Raw genomic sequence first — 15964 nt, 5'->3', positions numbered from 1 at the left:
ATTCAGCCGTCAACAATCGAAGCCATAGTTCTGGCGATAATAGTCGGCGTCATCCTTCGACATTTTTTTGAAGAGAACGCAGACAGTGAAACTTCCCACCCTGCGGCCGTTCTTCATGTAGCCCCAGTCGGAAATATCGTCCCGGCTGAATTCGATCTCCTGGCCTGCCACGACGTTGTGAACGGTCTGCGGCTCGTTGTCCAAGGTTCCCGCAAATCCGGCCGCCGTACGGTGGAAGGGAATGACCCAGAAATGTTCCGTGGCGTCCCCGTCCCTGACCATGACTTTCAATTGGAAGTCGGCGGTTCCGGATGGCGGCGCGTCGGCCAATGCCAGGAAGTCGTCGAGACCGGCACGCGCCTGCTCGATAGCGGCCGCCATTTCCGGATCGTCGCCAGCTACGCTGACGACTTTGTCGTCGCCCTGACCAGGGGTTTGCGCGTCGGCTGATACCGCAGCAAACGCGAGCAACAGGGCAAGCGCGGTACGGGCTGCAAGCTTCATGGTGCGACTGCTTTCGACATTTCCGCCAGACAAACCGGATCATCATTCGCCGAACGTCTGATTGGCAACTGGTTTTTGTCTCCATCAGGCGCTATTCCTGGGACAGTGGGGTGGGGCTATGATCGAGGAACGCAAGGGGTTTCGCCTGTCGCGGCGGTTGCTGCTTGGTGCGGCGGTGGTCGGCGGCGCGATGGTCTGGGGCGGGACGACCGTGGCGCGGCTGGCCCGCGGCCCGTCGGCGCAGAAGAATTCCGGGCGCATTGCCGACATTGACGGCATCGACCTGGCGCTGAAGCCGCTGGAGAACGCGCCGGCATACGATCCATCGCTGCCATGGCTGAGCAAGGGTGGCGACATCAACGATGCCAGCGGCCTGTCGGTGACGCCGGTCTACGGCGTTATCGAAGTCAGCGAGGAAAACCACATTGCGAGCGCGCTGGGCTTTGCCCGCGCCAATGGCCTAAAGATCTCGGTCGCGGCGGTGCGCCACTCGATGGGCGGCCACGCCTTCGACGACAATGCGCTGGTGCTCGACATGCGCAAATTCAACAAGGTCAGCGTCGATGCGGCGGCGAAGACGATGACCTTGCAGCCGGGCGCGCGCTGGCACGACATCCAGGACCTTTTGCACCCGCGCTTCGCTGTGAAGGCGATGCAGTCAACCGACATCTTTTCGGTGGGTGGCTCGCTGTCGGTCAACGCCCACGGCATGGACCATCAGGCCGGCTCGGTCGCCGGCTCGATCCGTTCGATTCGGGTGATGCTGGCCGACGGCTCGGTGACGACTTGCTCACCGACCGAAAACACCGAGCTGTTCCGCCACGTCGTCGGCGGCTACGGCCTGTTCGGCGTGGTGCTGGAGGCGACGCTCGACATCGTCGACAACGCCGTCTACCGGACCTCGCGCGAGATCATCAAATCGGACGATTTTCCGAAATTCTTCGCCGAGGTGCTGGAACCCAACAGGGACATCGGCCTGTTCTACGGCCATTTGTCGACGGCGCCGGGCAATTTCCTCGAAGACATGATCGTCTACCGCTACGACAAGGTGGCCGACCAGCCGTCGGCCGACCAGCCGGCAATCGGCGAACCGGGTTCGGTTGGGCTCAAGCGGGTGATCATCAACCTGGCGAAATGGGGCAGCCTGTTCCAGGAGCTGAAATGGTTCACCGAAAAGACGCTGGAGCCGAAATTCGAGAGCTGCACTGTGGCCCGGACGACGGCAATGGCCGAAGGTGAGGCCTGCCTGGTCACGCGCAACAACCCGATGCACGATTCAGTGCCCTATCTGTTCAACGATCTGCTCGACGAGACCGATATCCTGCACGAATATTTCATCCCGCGGGCAGCCTATAATCCGTTCATCGCGGAAGCGCGCGAGATCCTGCGCAACCAGAGCCTGCCGGTGCTCAACGCGTCGGTGCGCATCGTCCACAAAGAGGATGTGGCGCTGAATTATGCGCCGGAGCCGGCCTATTCGCTGGTGCTCTACATCAATCAGCCGACCGACGCCGACGGCAATGCCAGGATGCGGGCGCTGACAAGGGCGCTGATCGACGTGACGATCAAGCATGGCGGGCGGTTTTTCCTGCCTTACCAGCTCCATTATACGGGCAAGGAGCTGCTTGCCTCCTATCCGGAACTGCCGTCTTTCCTGGCGAAGAAGCGGCAATACGATCCGGGCGAGCTGTTTTCGTCTACTTTTTATCGCGCCATCAAAGCACTGATCGGAACGGCCTGAGGGCCGGTTACAGACCGTCAGGCAGTTTCGCCGCCAGCCAGTTCGCCGAGCGCTTGGCGATGCCGATCGTTGCCGATGCGGCGCGGCCGAGATCGCTCTTGACCACGGCGTAACCGGTCTTCGTGCGGTAGAGCATGGCGCGGCCGCCATCGACCGCCGCTTCGTAGGCGACCGGCCGGACGGCTTCTGTTTCCGTCGCCGTCGCCTGCGTTCCGACCGCAGCGCTGGGCCGATGGCTCAGTTCCGATGGCAGCGGATCTGTCGCGGCCGTGCTAGCCGTCGTCAATTCAGGCTCGGAAGCGGTCGCGAGCTGCGATGACGAAGACGAGTTCTGTGTCCGGCAGATGCCCGAGACCAGCGGATAATCGAAATTGCGCTCGCGCAGCATCTGGCTTTTCATCGCCGCTTCGCATTCAGCGATGGTCGACCACTTGGCGGGCGTCTCGCCGATATATTCGCAAAGCCTGGCGTCGCAGTCGCAGCCGACGATGGTCATGGCGACAAGGGCGGTCTTGATCACGGTCTTGTCCCTCCGAATTGCCCGGCGCATGTGCGCAAGATCAAAGTGCTACGGCATCATCAATCGTTGCGGAACAAGGCGGGATTTGGCCGCGATTGTGGAATGAGCGTGGCGGAGCGTCACGCAGCGTCTTGCCGAGGCCGGCTGTGACTGAAAGGCCTCAGTAATCGTAGACGTGTTCGAGCCTGGCGCCTGCCGTCATCAGCGCCGGCAGCACGATGTGCAGCTTGCGCACGGCGACGGTCAGGCCGGTGCGGCGCGTCGAAGGTTCCGCCGGAAGCGGGTAGCTGAACAAGGTGCGTGCGCCTTGGGGAACATTGATCTCGTCATTGGAAAGCACGGTGACCATGATCTCGTCATTGCCGCCGATCTCGACGAAGGAGACGCCCTTGCCGATCAGGCGCGGGATCATGTCGGTGAACACCTGATAGCGCCTGGTGACGAAGACCGTGCCGTCGGCGCCGAGATCGCGCTCCAGCAAGGTGTCGGGCTCGTTGCGGGTCACCTCGCTGACCGGACCCTTGGCCCAGACGTGGATGTCGAGCAAGGCCGGGTCGGTGGTGGCGGCGAGCGCCGACTTGATCAGATCGGCGTAACCCTGCTTGATGGTGTAGGCGAGGCCGAAGGCGAGCTTGCGTTCGCTGGTGCGGACGGCGCTGTCGTCCGCTGCCGGCTGGACGGCAAACAGGCCGGCACGCTTTTCGGCATAGGGAAACTGGTACCACGGCACCTGGTCGAGAAAACCAGCATAATCGGCCGCTACCTTGGCCTGGTAGATGTCGACGGCGGTGCGCTTGCCGGCCGTCGCTTCGGTAATGCGGCCGACCGTATTTTCATAGGCCCACTGGATTGCGTGCTCGATCGTGTGGCTGGTGCCGATGATCACCAGCATCTGGTGGTTGTCGAGGTTGAACTTGTAGGCGGAGCTGGCGCGGACGACCATCGCATAGTCCTGCCAGAAGCGGCCGATATAGGAGAGATAGGGAAAACCACTCGGCTGGTTCTTGTCGATGAAGCCGGCATATTCGCGGGCGGCGTAGACGATGGCCCATTCCGGATAGGTGAGAAAGGTCGATTCCTCCGGCCGCTGGTAGCCGGGGATCTCGGCACGGACCTTGTCGGCCAGCGCCGTCGGCGGGGCACCCTCAGTGACGCCCGGCAATGGTGTTGTGTCCAGCGACGGCGTCGTGAGAAAGCCGTAGGCCAGCCCGGCGATCGGGATCAACACGACAATGACGACGAGCCAGAGGATCGCCTTGATAATGCGCTTCAGCCAGCGGAACAGGAACATGGCCGGTCAGGCCGTGGCGAAATGGTCGTACACGCGTTTCGACAGCCAGAACCCGACATAGACGGCGAAGCCGCCGATGACGATGTGAGGCAGGTTGGCGAAGAAGCGGGCGGGGAATTCGATGTCGTTCAAGGAGCGGAAGCCGTTGATGAAAATGCCGCCATCGAGGCAGCCGGAACCGGTGACCAGGCCGAGCACGCCGTCGAACAGATAGACCGATCCGAACAGCTTGAAATAGAACACCGCCTGGCGGTGCGAGATGAAGGCGGCGGCCAGCGCCCACACGCCGGAGAAGGCGTGCAGCAAATCGTCATACCATTGCAGCGAGAACAGGCCGAACAGATTGCCGCCGGCATCGTTGAAGGCCGGCACATAGCCGATGGCAACAACACCGAAGAACAGGAAAGCATAGGCAACAGCAAGCTTCTGGATGAGCGTCATGAAGTATCCCCCTGCCGTCAGCCTTCTCAAACGGCCCCCGACGGCTAATGGATAGTAGCTGATTTTGGCGCAGGGTGAAGCGTCGCCGGCAAAATCGTCAGGCGGAGCCACAAAGACAGTCGGCGCCGGGATTTCTCCCAGCGCCTCCCTGTCAGATCAGGACACGGTCGCGGCAGCAACTCCCGAAAGATGTCCCGCCATGCCGGCCTTGATTTTGACGGTCCCGCCAGTCGCCACCCGAGGGCAGCGTCCGTTCCGGACCACGCCAGTCTCCACTCTTGCGAGCTTTGCCCAGCGCGCCATCGAAGGTTTTTGCCGTCCTTCATGGCAGCATCGGTCCGCCGTTGGCGTTCGCACGCTTTCCGCGGCCCCGTAGGTCTCGGCTTCCATCCCTCCAACAAGCAAGCCTGTTCTCGTTCAGGGCCGTACGGGCCTCAGGAAATCCGCCGTTCCGCTTTGCCTTTCGGCGTGGCGATCGGTAGCCGCCTGAGATGGGTTTAATGTACGCCGGATAAGCGTTTGGCGAAACTGCCGCGCGCCTGTGGATAGCGGGATTATCGGGGACTAAGGCGCGTATTCGCAGAGGGGTTCGTGGGCAGTTGATTGGCGGTGCCCGCCTGCCAAGCCGTCAATGCAGGGTGTCAGCCATGTGCCTGAGCTTATCGGGGTTGCGCACGACATAGATGGCGACGACGCGACCATCCTCAATCTCCAGCGCAGTCGTTTGGAGAATGTCGCCTCGCTCGATGGTGATGAACCCCGGCAGGCCGTTGATAAAGCCATAGCGCAGCAGGCGAGATCGGCTCACCGCATAGACAGACGCGAACGTCGCGTACTGGCGCATCACATCATCGAGCCCAATGGCCGGGGCCTTTCGCGCCGGTGCCTTGCCGCCGCCATCGGCGTAGAGCGTGACGTCCGCCGCGAGCAGTGCGCGCAGGCTGTCCAACTTGCCGTCCCGGGACGCGGCGAAGAAGGCTTCGGCGATCTCCAGGCCCTGTTCCCGCGGCACGGGATAGCGAGGGCGGTCGGCGCGGACATGGGCTCTCGCCCGGCTGGCGAGCTGGCGACAGGTGGCGGGCTCGCGGCCGATCGTGGCCGCGACCTCGGCGAAGTCGAGGCCGAACACGTCATGAAGCAGGAAGGCAGCGCGCTCCAGCGGCGACAGGCGCTCCAGCGCCATCAGCAAGGGCAAGGTTACGTCATCGGTCTCGTCCTCAGCCGATTCCATAACCGGCTCAGGCAGCCAGGGGCCGACATAGGTCTCGCGCCGCCGCCGCACCGACTTGAGCCGGTCCAGGCACAAACGCGTGACGACCCGGCGCAGAAAAGCTTCCGGTTCGCGCACTGCGTTTCGGTCGACATCGAGCCAGCGCAAGAAAGCGTCCTGGAGAACGTCCTCCGCGTCCGCGATCGAGCCCAGCATTCGATATGCAACGCGGACAAGGGTCGGACGTAGGGGATCGAAGACGACAGCGGCGTCCTGGCCCGATGCGGGTGCCATCAGGCGGCCTTCCGTTCCTCAGCCGCGTGTACGGAACGAAAGCCGATCCTGATCCGGTTCCAGGCGTTGACTTGCGCGATCAGCAAGGTGAGCCTCACCTGCTCGTCCTCGGTAAAATGCTGGCGCAGCGCCTGGTAGACATCGTCAGGCGCACGGGTCTCGGACACCAGCGTCAGCGCCTCGGTCCAGCCCAGCGCGGCCCGCTCGCGGTCGGAATATAGCGCGGACTCGCGCCAGGCGCTGAGAAGATGGAGCCGGTCCTCGGTCTCTCCGTACTTGCGGGCATCTTCAACGTGATGGTGGATGCAGAACGCGCATCCGTTGATCTGTGATGCCCGCGTCATGACAAGTTCCCTCAACAAGGGCTCGAGACCGCTGGTCTGAATTGTTTTCCCCAGCTCGATCCACGGCCGCATTGCCGCGGGGCTGGCGGTAAAGGGGTTTAGCCTGGGTGCCATCGTGATCTCCTTTCAAGGGTTTCCGGAGACATGACGAGTTGGATTTGCCGAATGTGACATGAGCTGGACTCTTTTTCAGCCAAGTCTCAGCCGAAATCGCTTTTCATGCTCGATCGCATTGTCGGACATTCGTCCCTTGCCCCGCGGCTCGGCGCGGGCTTCAATGCCGGCAAATGATTGGAAGGCGTGTTCGATGGCCTTGGGGAGGCAGGCTTGAAGGTCGCGGTGGTTCTCAATCCGATCGCCGGCGGCGGCAGGCTCAAGCGGCATTGGCCCGAAGTTGCGGATTCGCTGAAAAGACATTTCGGCGATTTCGAGCTGCGTGAAACGCAGGCCGAGGGGGATGCCGAACGGCTGGCGCTCGACCTTGCCGCCATCGGCTTCGAGCTGGTGATCGCGGCCGGCGGCGACGGCACCGCCAGCGAGGTCGCCGACGGGCTGCTGAAGGCTTTCCGGGAAAGCGGCCGGACGGCCGAACTCGGGCTGCTGCCTTGCGGCACCGGCATCGACTTCGCCCGCGGGCTTGGCCTGTCGGACAATGTCGACCTGACACTGAAGCGGATTGCCGAGGCCAAGGGGCGCAAGGTCGATGCCGGGTGCATCAGCTATGTCGACGACCATGGCGCGCTGGCCAGCCGCCATTTCATCAACATCGCCAGCCTCGGGCTTTCCGGCGCCACCGACCGCGCGGTCAATGCCGACAAGCGCAAGGGCAAGGTTTCGGCCAAGGCGTTGTTCTATTGGCGCACGGTCTGGGAGTTCCTCCGCTACCGCTTCCAGGAGGTTGCGATCACTGTCGACGACGGTGCCCCGGTCGAGGCGCGCATGGCGCTGGTGGCGGTGGCAAACGGAAAATTCTTTGGCGGCGGCATGATGATCGCGCCCGACGCCGAGCTTAACGACGGCGAGTTCGACATCGTTATCCTGCGCGCCGCCGGCAAGCTGAAGCTGATCTGGGACATCCGCCTGCTCTATGGCGGGCGGCACCGCAACCATCCGGCGATCACCATCCTGCGCGGCAAGAAAGTGGTTGTCGAGCCGCTCGGCGATGTGCAAAAGAACGCCGCGCTGATCGACATAGACGGCGAATCGCCGGGTCGCATACCGGCGACCTTCGAGATCCTGCCCGGCGCATTGACGCTGAGATATTGAATCAAGCCGTTGAGGGATTGATTCAAGTTGTTTCGGCGGTGATTCCGATCCTAGGTCCAACACGTTGAAATCGCGCGACATTGTTGGTAGGTCCCGCTGGACAACTCACGGCATCAACGGTGTCTGCATCATCTGCAAATGCAGGTCCTTGCCGGTCCAGGGATGCGCCTCGCAGACGGCCTCATCGAGCTCGACGCCGAGGCCCGGCTCCTTAGACGGGATGACGTTGCCGTCCTGCCATTCGATCTTCTTCTTGAGCAGCTTCTCGTGAAAACCGTCCCACTGCTTCAGTGATTCCAGAATGAGGAAGTTGGGCAGCGTCACCGCAAGCTGGATGTTGGCGGCGCCGACAATCGGCCCGCAATAGCAATGCGGCGCGACCTGGATGTGATAGGCCTCGGCCATGGCGGCGATCTTCTTGGTTTCGAGAATGCCGCCGGAGCGGCCAAGGTCGGGTTGAAGAATGGTCGCGGCACGGTTCTCGATGACCCGGGCAAATTCGAACTTGGTCGTCAGTCTTTCCCCTGTCGCGATCGGGATCGAAGTGCCGCGCGCCACTTGAGCCATGACCTCGGGCATGTCGGGCGGCACCGGCTCCTCGAACCACAGCGGATCATAGGGCTCGATGGCGCGGGCGAGGCGCAATGCACCCGAAGCGGTGAACTGGCCGTGCGTGCCGAACAGGATGTCGGCTCTGGTGCCGACTGCCTCGCGGATCGCCTTGACCATGCGGGCGGAGAGGTCGATGTCGACGAGGCGCGGCTGGTGCCCATCGAAGGCGGTGTAGGGGCCGGCCGGATCGAGCTTGACCGCATTGAAACCCTGCTCGACATATTCGAGCGCGCAGGCGGCGGCCAGATCAGGATCGTTGTAGACGTTCTTGCCGCGCGCATCCTCGGAGTGGACGCTGCCGGTGTGCGGATAAAGGTAGGTATAGGAACGCAGCGTTTCGTGCACCTGGCCGCCAAGCAGCTTGTAGACCGGCTTGCCGGCCTCCTTGCCGATAATGTCCCAGCAGGCGATTTCGAGCGCCGAGAAACAGCCCATGCCCGACACGTCGGGGCGCTGGGTGAAGCCGGACGAATAGGCGCGGCGGAAGAAGGTCTCGACGTCGTGCGGATCGCGGCCGACGAGATAGCGCTCTGCCATATCCTCGACCATTTTTGCGGTGACATGGGCCGAGAAGGTGGCGTTGTAAGCCTCGCCATAGCCGACGACGCCGCCATCGGTGGTGAGCTTGACGAAGATGAAATACTTGCCGCCGATGCCGGGCGGCGGATTGCCGACCACCCAGGTCTTGACGTCGGTGATTTTCATTTTTGATCCTCCAGAACCAGTTCGGCGCCCTTCCATCCGGTCATGATCGCGGCGGCGTTGGTGTTGCCGGTGATGTTGTCGGGAAAGATCGAGGCGTCGATGACGCGCAACGCCTGGATGCCGTGCACCCTGAGGCGCGGATCGACGACGGCGCGCGCCGCGTCCGGCCCCATGCGGCAGGTCGAGACCGGGTGATAGACGGTACCCGAGCGCTTTCTGAAATCCTGAATGAGGTCCGCATCGGAGGTGATCGACGGACCCGGCAAAACCTCTTCCTCGATGATCTCCGCCATCGCCGGCATCGAAGCGACCTTCCGGACGAATTTCACCGCCGCCAGCATTTCGGCGACATCCGCCTCGGTCGAAAAGGCATTGGCGACGATTTTGGGATAATCGCGCGGATTGGCGGAGCGGATCATGATTTCGCCGCGGCTCGACGGACGGCAGTTGGAGAGCCCGATGGAAAAGCCCGGCCATGGATCGGGCGTCAGGATCGGCCGTTCGCCGCTCTTCGGAATGACCGTCGAAAACGCCTGGAAATAGAGCTGCATGTTGGGCCGTGCCGTGGCCGGATCGGTGCGGAAGAAGCCGCCGGCATTGTTCATCGACAGCGACAGCGGGCCTGACCGCAAAAACACGTACTGCATGCCGACTAGCAGCTTGCCCCACCACGGGCGCAGGATCTGGTTGAGCGTCGGCTGCCTGCCCTTGAAAGTGTAATTGATGCCGACATGATCCTGCAGGTTTGCCCCGACATTCTCATTGGCGTGAACGACAGGAATGCCGAGCGCGCCAAGAAGCGCCGACGGGCCGACACCGGAAAGCTGCAGCAGTTGCGGCGAATTGACCGAACCGCCCGACAGGATGATTTCGCGGCCGGCGCGAGCGGCCTTCGTCACGCCATTCTGGAGATACTCGACGCCGACCGCGCGCTTGCCTTCGAACAGGATTTTTGTCGCCAGCGCGTTGATCTCGACGCGGACGTTTTTGCGCTTCATCGCCGGGCGCAGGAAGGCGCGCGCCGCCGACATGCGGCGGCCGTCCCTGGTGGTGATCTGGTAGACGCCGACGCCTTCCTGCGAGGCGCCGTTGAAATCCGGGTTGAGCGGCAGGCCGGCCTGGTTGGCGGCGGCGAGATAGCGCTTGGTGAGCGGATGGACGGAGGTCGAGCAGTCGGTGACATGCAGCGGCCCGCCGACGCCGCGCCATTGGTCGGCGCCGGCCTGGTTATCCTCCAGCGCCTTGAAAGCGGGCAGCAGGTCGTCGAAGCCCCAGCCGGGATTGCCGGCCGCTGCCCAAGCGTCGAAATCCTCGCGCGCGCCCCTGATCCAGACCATGGCGTTGATCGAACTCGAGCCACCGAGCAGCTTGCCGCGCGGCCAGTGGTCGACATTGCCGGCCAGGCCCGGATCCGGCTCGGCCTTGTAGTTCCAGTTGACCGCCGGGTCGAAGAAGGTTTTGCCGTAGCCGAGCGGCATCTGCACGTAGAAGCGGCGGTCGCTGCCGCCGGCCTCGAGCACCAGCACCGAGAAGCGGCCGGAAGCCGACAGCCTTTCGGCCAGGACCGAACCGGCCGAGCCGGAACCGACGATGATGAAGTCATAGGTCTGCATGGTGGATAAAGATGGCCCTAATTTTCGCCCAGCCTAGACGCCGCAGACCGCCGCCATCACCGGAGCTTCCGGCATCGCTTGTGAAAAAAGCGACCGGCGATACCCGGTTTGGATTTCAGCTCGCGACCACCCGTTGCGGACGTTAGCCTCGGAAACTACGCTGGGAGCGCTCGGCTGGCACTGGAGGATGGGAATGCAGCAATTTGGGCGGGATGCACCATTGCCGGATCAAATGCAGGGCAAGTGGGTCGACGCTGATGATCCAACGGTCGAACTCATCATCTCGGGAGGTTGCATCACCTGCTTCGGTGAGGGCGTTGCATACGATTATAAGGAAATTCATCAAGTAGACGGTGCGCTGACGGTGAGTTTGAAGGTCAACGACCCCGCGGTCGAAGATAGCTTCGAACGGGCGAACATCACAGGGTTGATAATCATGCCCGACGGTGATTTTCACGTCTACAATGTAAGGTTCGCCAGCCGGTTCATTCGCCCGGAGACGTAAGCTTGCCAAGCTGCGATCCGCTGCGGAAGTCTAGCTGTTGCAATGTCGGTGAGCGCCTCGCTACGGCTTTGATTGATCCGTTTGCGTTCAGTAATGTTCGCCGGTGACGCTCAACATTACGATTGCCGTTGAAGAGGTTAGATGTTCTCCAGCTTGATCGAAAGATTTCGTCGGCAGCCAGACCTCGGTCGTGCGCCTCAGCATGGTAAAGCGTTGGGCGACATTGCCGCTGGAGCATTGGAAGGCGGCTTGGCATCCGATTTTCAACGAGTAGGGGATTTGTTCTGGGCTGGCCGTCCAACAGATCACATACGCTATCTGCTGACATTTCAGGCGCTGAAAGGCATGACCTTCTCCGCCTGTTGGGGCGTCTCGATCGACTTTGTACCAATTTTCAGAGGCGGAAGCCTCCGGTGGAAAAGAACGGCGAAGTCAGCGAATTTTGACCTTTGCATTGACCCGATTGATTCATCGGGCCGGATTCCCAACTGGTGCTCATTCTATAGTAACGATAGCGCCTATCGGGTTGAACGCGCCGCGTTGGCGGCGCTCAATGCTGCCCAGCGGGACTGGTCCAGAATCACCACACTAAAGGACGTTGCTGCTAGTTTCGAACGACGATCAAAGATGAAATTTCGACGTTTTTCGTTGGAAAACTATGTGCAGACAGACCTCGCCTGGGGCTTGGCCCTTGTTGCCATTGGAGACGCGGATCGGGGCCAGCATCACATCGATGCATTTTGTGAGCAATTTGCCATTGCGCCGGAGACGACCATCCTCGCAAAAGCGAGAAGCGAAGCGGGTGCAATAGCGGCTGGATGACAACTTTCCACCCATAGCCGAACTTCAAGCTGCGATCACGGGCGATGATCAGCAATCTGCTTGAAATCATAGCGCATGATCGGGCGGGCCGGCGTCCTGCGGGCGACGACCCTGAACCCGGCGCGCGCGAAGGTGGAGGCATATCCGCTGCCGGAAGCGCTCGGCGATATTTCGGCGTCGAAAGGATAGGCTTCGAGTGCAGGGGCATTTGCGCGCCTTGCGACTTCCAGGGCCTGCGCAATCAGCTGAGATGTTACGCCCCGCCGGCGGTATTGTTTTCGCACGTAGAGGCAGGACACGGACCAGACCGGCCTGTCGTCCACGCGCTTGAGCTGCCATAGCCGATCGAGCCAGGGCAGGGCATCTCGCGGTGTCACCTGGCACCAGCCGACAGCCATATCGCCGTCGAAAGCAAGCAAACCCGGAGGCGGACCATGCTGGACGGCTTGCCGGAACGCCGCCTTGTTTTCCTCGCCGGGCCGCTTTCGATAAGAACGACCGATCCGCCCGTACATACACCAACAACGACTGCAGACGGCGCTGTCGCCGAACAGGTCCTCGAGCGCCGGCCACAGATCGGGCGTCAGTGCGTGAAAGGTGAGCTTCATGTCATGTTCTTCACGATGAAATCACAGGTCCGCATGATGGACGCGGGCGGCTTTGGAAATTAAGCTCTATCCCAGACAGCGCGCGCCTCTGGCGTCACTGAGGCTTCTGGCTTCCCTTCTGAAAGAGGCGACTGGCCCTCAAGTCTGTCGCTTTCCGTAGGCGTGTAGAAACGATATCAAATCCCTTGTCCAACGTTGTCCCTGCGACCCTATGGGGTTAAATCCAGGACTGCTGTCCTGCTCCGCATGTTGACGGGGAGGGAAACGTGCTCGTGCGTGATCGTCCATCTGTTTCCAGATCGACGAAACGCATTGCTCACGCGCACCCAGTAGTCGACATTCGCGCCTGTTTTCATGGTGCCGTGCGCTCGGATGAGCATCCATGCGGCGGCAACCGCGTCGCCGGCTGCGACATCCAGTTGGCCAAGCTCCTGGCCAATCGGACCAGACCAGCGAGGAAACCAATCCAAGAACCGCTCGCGAAGGGCGTTCGATCCCACATACCGAAGCGGCGGTACGAGGTCGAAATAGACTATGTCATCGGAGTAAAGGGACATAAGCCACTCGATGTCTTTGGCGCCCATGGCAGCCGATCGACTGTCCAGCAATTCCCTAATCGCGGTTTCATCACCTGGCATCGTCTCCTCCAATCTCATCATTTCGCCCGCTTGCCGGGCGTGAGCTGTCCTCCCGCGTCGTCATCAGGGTAACCACCGATGGTGCTCCCCGACAACCAGCGTTCACCCTTTCAAACGATAACGAAAGTCATCCTGGCGTACGGCGTCGCGAGAATCCGGCGGGACCATGCATGGTGACGCCACAAAGCGCCGACACCTCCCGCGGTCGGCTTCACCCGCTGAGCGGTCGACGGCAACGTACGCCCAACGGCTCATTGAGCTCGTAGCCGAATTTTCAAACTGCGACATTCCCGACGGTGCGTTGACGCATCGTCGCCACCCCGATACGGGATGGGACAATCGATCTCGAAGGATTTCCCGCATGGTGCATTACGCGGACGGGCGGCCGATCGGCGATTTGACTCTGCGGACGCTGGCCATGCCTTCCGATGCCAATGCGGCGGGCGATATCTTTGGCGGCTGGGTGATGGCGCAGATGGATCTCGCCTGCGGCATCCGCGCCGCCGAGCGCGCCAAGGGCCGCGTGGTGACGGCGGCGGTGAAGGAAATGTCCTTCGCCAAGCCGATGAAGATTGGCGACACGCTGTGCATCTACACGCATGTCGAACGCGTCGGCCGCACCTCGATGACGCTCAAGGTCGAGGCCTGGGCGCAGCGCTATCTCTCCGACCTGATGGAGAAGGTCACCCATGCCGACTTCGTCATGGTGGCGCTGGACGGCGAAGGCAAGCCGAAGGCGGTTCCCGCGGAAGGCTGACCGGCCTGATTCCAGAAGATGGATTTAAACAGCCGTCTCTCCCGCGCGGGGGATGCGGGCAGCGATCCGGCGTGGTCTTTGACCAACGGGTTCCCGCATGCGCGCCTGCAGCGCGAGCGACGGGATCTTGGGAGGAAAGACAATGCGTCAACACATGCTGAACGCTGCCCCGGCCGGTGCGTTTGCAGCCTTGCTCTGCCTGTCGTCCGCAAGCGCTTTTGCCGAGGTCAAAAAAGGCGATCCAGGCGCCACCTGCACGTCGGAAAACCGCACCATCAACGGGCAGGCGGCCAAGTGCGAGATCTGCTCGGCGACGAAATGCGACACCAGCGGTACGACGGTGAGCAATTGCCGGAAGGAGACGACCACGACCTGCACGATTGGCGGCAAGGTGGTCAGTCCCAACCCGAAATGGAACCGGATCGAGAAGCTGCCGAAGAGCAAGATGCAATTACAGCAGTAGGGCTCATCCGGAGGATCCCCGTCAGGTTCAAACCCTTGCAGCGCAAGGGCTCAGCTGTGCATGGCGTCGAATTTTTCGCGCGCGACCTTGACACGCTCGGTGTTCTTGCGCGCCCATTCGCCGAGTGCACCGACCGGCACCAGAAGCTCGTAGCCAAGGTCGGTCAATTCGTAGTCGACCCGCGGCGGGATGGTCGGGAACACGGTGCGCGTGACGAAGCCGTCGCGCTCGAGCCCGCGCAGAGTGGTGGTCAGCATCTTCTGTGAAATGCCGCCGACCGCGCTGCGCAGCTCGTTGAAACGCAGCGGCCCGTCGCCGAGCTTGCCGACGACGAGCACGGTCCATTTGTCGCCGACGCGCTGCAGGATTTCCGAGATGGCGCGGCAGTCCTCGGTGCGGTGCGGGTGCCTTGGTAACAAAAAAGTGCCTCCTTGCACATTGAGCGGCCAGTTACTCATATAGCGCAGGTATCTAAACGATACCAGTATTCCTGTAAGGAGAGCCCCTCTATGTCAAAACCCAAAATCGCCATCGTCATTGGTTCGACCCGCGCCGCGCGCTTTGCCGACGTCCCGGCCCAATGGATTGCCAAGATCGCCAGGTCGCATGCCGACATCGATGTCGAAGTCGTCGACCTGCGCGATTTCCCGCTGCCGTTCTTCGATGAGGTCGCATCCTCCGCCTGGGCGCCGTCGCAGAACGAAGTGGCGCAGCGCTGGCAAAAGAAGGTCGCCGGATTCGACGGCTTCATCTTCACCGCCGCCGAATACAATCATGGCCCGACGGCCGTGCTGAAGAACGCCATCGACTACGCCGCCAACGAGTGGAACAAGAAGGCGGCCGGCTTCGTCGGCTATGGCAGCGTTGGTGGCGCGCGTGCGGTCGAGCAGCTGAGGCTGCATGCGATCGAGTTGCAGATGGCGCCGGTGAAGTCCGCCGTCCACATCGCCTGGGCCGAGTTCCTTGCGGTCAAGCAAGGTGAGAAGAAGCTCGATGAATTCGAGCACCTCAACCAGGCGGCAACCGCGCTCGTCAACGACATTGCATGGTGGGCCAGGGTACTGAAGACGGCGCGTCAGGCCGATGCCGTCGCCGAGGAAGTCAAGGCGGCCTGAGCGCAGGTTCGAACAATCCTCCCAGGGATTAATTCTCCCAAGGATTCAGGGCGGCGCATGCGCCGCCCTTTTTTCAGACGGCATGCGCGTCCTGCGCTTGCCTTGGCCTGATGATGCAATCGGCAAGGCGGTCCATCTCATTCAACTCGTCGGCGTGGTGCTGACCCCACTGGCAAAGTGCCAGCAGGATGGGCTCGAGGCTGAGGCCGAGCCGCGTCGCCGAATATTCCACGCGCGAGGGAATCTCGGCAAAGATCTCGCGGCGAACGAGGCCGTGCTCTTCCATTTCGCGAAGCTGCTGGATCAGCACTTTCTGCGTGATATTGGGCATCAACCCTTGCAGCGCCGACAGCCGCCGCGGCCCGTCGAAGAGATGGTAGAGGATGATCGCCTTCCAGCGGCCCGAAATCACTTTCAGCGCGCGCTCGGCCGGCAGCATCGGCAGTCTCTTGATCAGCTTGGCCATGGTCACCTCCCGGTCAGCGGCGGACAAATCGGTGTGTGGTCGAAGCCAG

Annotated in this window: 20 protein-coding genes; 8 read left to right on the top strand and 12 right to left on the bottom strand. The window is 62.0% G+C overall.

Annotated elements, in window-relative coordinates; translation table 11 throughout:
* Positions 1-9: 9 nt before the first annotated feature.
* A complete protein-coding gene (locus NKG95_RS13815) occupies positions 10-504 on the bottom strand; it encodes a YegJ family protein (RefSeq protein ID WP_353041135.1) in 495 nt (164 codons plus the stop codon).
* A gap of 118 nt (positions 505-622) precedes the next feature.
* Here NKG95_RS13815 and NKG95_RS13810 point away from each other — a divergent pair, with 118 nt between their 5' ends.
* Entirely contained in the window at positions 623-2245 is a 1623-nt protein-coding gene (locus tag NKG95_RS13810) for an FAD-binding protein (protein ID WP_353041133.1), read from the top strand.
* A 7-nt stretch (positions 2246-2252) separates the two neighbouring features.
* On the opposite strand, the gene NKG95_RS13805 is transcribed toward NKG95_RS13810, so the two are convergent.
* From NKG95_RS13805 to NKG95_RS13785, 5 genes are all read right to left on the bottom strand, one after another.
* Positions 2253-2765, bottom strand: coding sequence for a hypothetical protein (locus NKG95_RS13805; protein WP_353041131.1), 513 nt, complete (start codon positions 2763-2765; stop codon positions 2253-2255).
* 160 nt (positions 2766-2925) lie between these two features.
* Positions 2926-4056 (bottom strand): hypothetical protein, encoded by a 1131-nt coding sequence (locus NKG95_RS13800; RefSeq protein ID WP_353041130.1) that lies wholly within the window; start codon positions 4054-4056, stop codon positions 2926-2928.
* 6 nt (positions 4057-4062) lie between these two features.
* Complete coding sequence (locus tag NKG95_RS13795) at positions 4063-4497, bottom strand: DUF4383 domain-containing protein (RefSeq protein ID WP_023719157.1); 435 nt, start codon at positions 4495-4497, stop codon at positions 4063-4065.
* Positions 4498-5125: 628 nt separating this feature from the next.
* Positions 5126-6001, bottom strand: a complete 876-nt coding sequence (locus tag NKG95_RS13790; RefSeq protein WP_353041128.1) for a sigma-70 family RNA polymerase sigma factor — start codon at positions 5999-6001, stop codon at positions 5126-5128.
* Complete coding sequence (locus NKG95_RS13785; RefSeq protein WP_353041126.1) at positions 6001-6459, bottom strand: carboxymuconolactone decarboxylase family protein; 459 nt, start codon at positions 6457-6459, stop codon at positions 6001-6003. Before NKG95_RS13785 ends, NKG95_RS13790 begins: the two co-directional genes overlap by 1 nt.
* Positions 6460-6672: 213 nt before the next feature.
* Between NKG95_RS13785 and NKG95_RS13780 the strand changes: the two genes are divergently transcribed.
* Positions 6673-7611, top strand: coding sequence for a diacylglycerol/lipid kinase family protein (locus NKG95_RS13780; RefSeq protein ID WP_352856853.1), 939 nt, complete (start codon positions 6673-6675; stop codon positions 7609-7611).
* A gap of 105 nt (positions 7612-7716) precedes the next feature.
* Here NKG95_RS13780 and NKG95_RS13775 read toward each other — a convergent pair whose 3' ends face one another.
* Together NKG95_RS13775 and NKG95_RS13770 are read right to left on the bottom strand one after the other, a co-directional pair.
* Complete coding sequence (locus NKG95_RS13775) at positions 7717-8928, bottom strand: mandelate racemase/muconate lactonizing enzyme family protein (RefSeq protein ID WP_352859321.1); 1212 nt, start codon at positions 8926-8928, stop codon at positions 7717-7719.
* Positions 8925-10541, bottom strand: coding sequence for a GMC family oxidoreductase (locus NKG95_RS13770; RefSeq protein WP_353041124.1), 1617 nt, complete (start codon positions 10539-10541; stop codon positions 8925-8927). Before NKG95_RS13770 ends, NKG95_RS13775 begins: the two co-directional genes overlap by 4 nt.
* A gap of 193 nt (positions 10542-10734) precedes the next feature.
* Between NKG95_RS13770 and NKG95_RS13765 the strand changes: the two genes are divergently transcribed.
* Complete coding sequence (locus NKG95_RS13765; RefSeq protein WP_352846644.1) at positions 10735-11046, top strand: hypothetical protein; 312 nt, start codon at positions 10735-10737, stop codon at positions 11044-11046.
* 141 nt (positions 11047-11187) lie between these two features.
* Positions 11188-11868, top strand: a complete 681-nt coding sequence (locus tag NKG95_RS13760; RefSeq protein ID WP_353041122.1) for a hypothetical protein — start codon at positions 11188-11190, stop codon at positions 11866-11868.
* 35 nt (positions 11869-11903) lie between these two features.
* On the opposite strand, the gene NKG95_RS13755 is transcribed toward NKG95_RS13760, so the two are convergent.
* The gene (locus tag NKG95_RS13755; protein ID WP_353041219.1) at positions 11904-12383 is read right to left on the bottom strand and encodes a GNAT family N-acetyltransferase; all 480 of its coding nucleotides are present in this window, start codon (positions 12381-12383) and stop codon (positions 11904-11906) included.
* On the opposite strand from NKG95_RS13755, the gene NKG95_RS13750 reads away from it, so the two are divergent.
* Positions 12303-12539, top strand: coding sequence for a hypothetical protein (locus NKG95_RS13750; protein WP_353041225.1), 237 nt, complete (start codon positions 12303-12305; stop codon positions 12537-12539). The two genes, NKG95_RS13755 and NKG95_RS13750, sit on opposite strands and share 81 nt — an antisense overlap.
* A gap of 146 nt (positions 12540-12685) precedes the next feature.
* Here the strand turns inward: NKG95_RS13750 and NKG95_RS13745 are convergent, their stop codons facing one another.
* The gene (locus tag NKG95_RS13745; RefSeq protein WP_353041120.1) at positions 12686-13114 is read right to left on the bottom strand and encodes a YybH family protein; all 429 of its coding nucleotides are present in this window, start codon (positions 13112-13114) and stop codon (positions 12686-12688) included.
* Positions 13115-13475: 361 nt separating this feature from the next.
* On the opposite strand from NKG95_RS13745, the gene NKG95_RS13740 reads away from it, so the two are divergent.
* Together NKG95_RS13740 and NKG95_RS13735 are read left to right on the top strand one after the other, a co-directional pair.
* Complete coding sequence (locus tag NKG95_RS13740) at positions 13476-13871, top strand: acyl-CoA thioesterase (RefSeq protein ID WP_023678380.1); 396 nt, start codon at positions 13476-13478, stop codon at positions 13869-13871.
* Between the two features lie 142 nt (positions 13872-14013).
* On the top strand, positions 14014-14334 hold the full coding sequence (locus tag NKG95_RS13735) for a hypothetical protein (protein ID WP_353041118.1): 321 nt from the start codon (positions 14014-14016) through the stop codon (positions 14332-14334).
* Positions 14335-14384: 50 nt separating this feature from the next.
* Here the strand turns inward: NKG95_RS13735 and NKG95_RS13730 are convergent, their stop codons facing one another.
* A complete protein-coding gene (locus NKG95_RS13730; RefSeq protein ID WP_352494900.1) occupies positions 14385-14753 on the bottom strand; it encodes a winged helix-turn-helix transcriptional regulator in 369 nt (122 codons plus the stop codon).
* A 90-nt stretch (positions 14754-14843) separates the two neighbouring features.
* Between NKG95_RS13730 and NKG95_RS13725 the strand changes: the two genes are divergently transcribed.
* Positions 14844-15449, top strand: coding sequence for an NADPH-dependent FMN reductase (locus tag NKG95_RS13725; RefSeq protein ID WP_352494901.1), 606 nt, complete (start codon positions 14844-14846; stop codon positions 15447-15449).
* Positions 15450-15522: 73 nt separating this feature from the next.
* Here NKG95_RS13725 and NKG95_RS13720 read toward each other — a convergent pair whose 3' ends face one another.
* Complete coding sequence (locus NKG95_RS13720) at positions 15523-15915, bottom strand: winged helix-turn-helix transcriptional regulator (RefSeq protein ID WP_352639978.1); 393 nt, start codon at positions 15913-15915, stop codon at positions 15523-15525.
* Positions 15916-15964: the final 49 nt, after the last annotated feature.

The sequence above is a fragment of the Mesorhizobium sp. M1423 genome, assembly GCF_040317575.1.
GTDB lineage: Bacteria > Pseudomonadota > Alphaproteobacteria > Rhizobiales > Rhizobiaceae > Mesorhizobium.
This window is presented reverse-complemented; position numbering and strand designations above follow the sequence as displayed.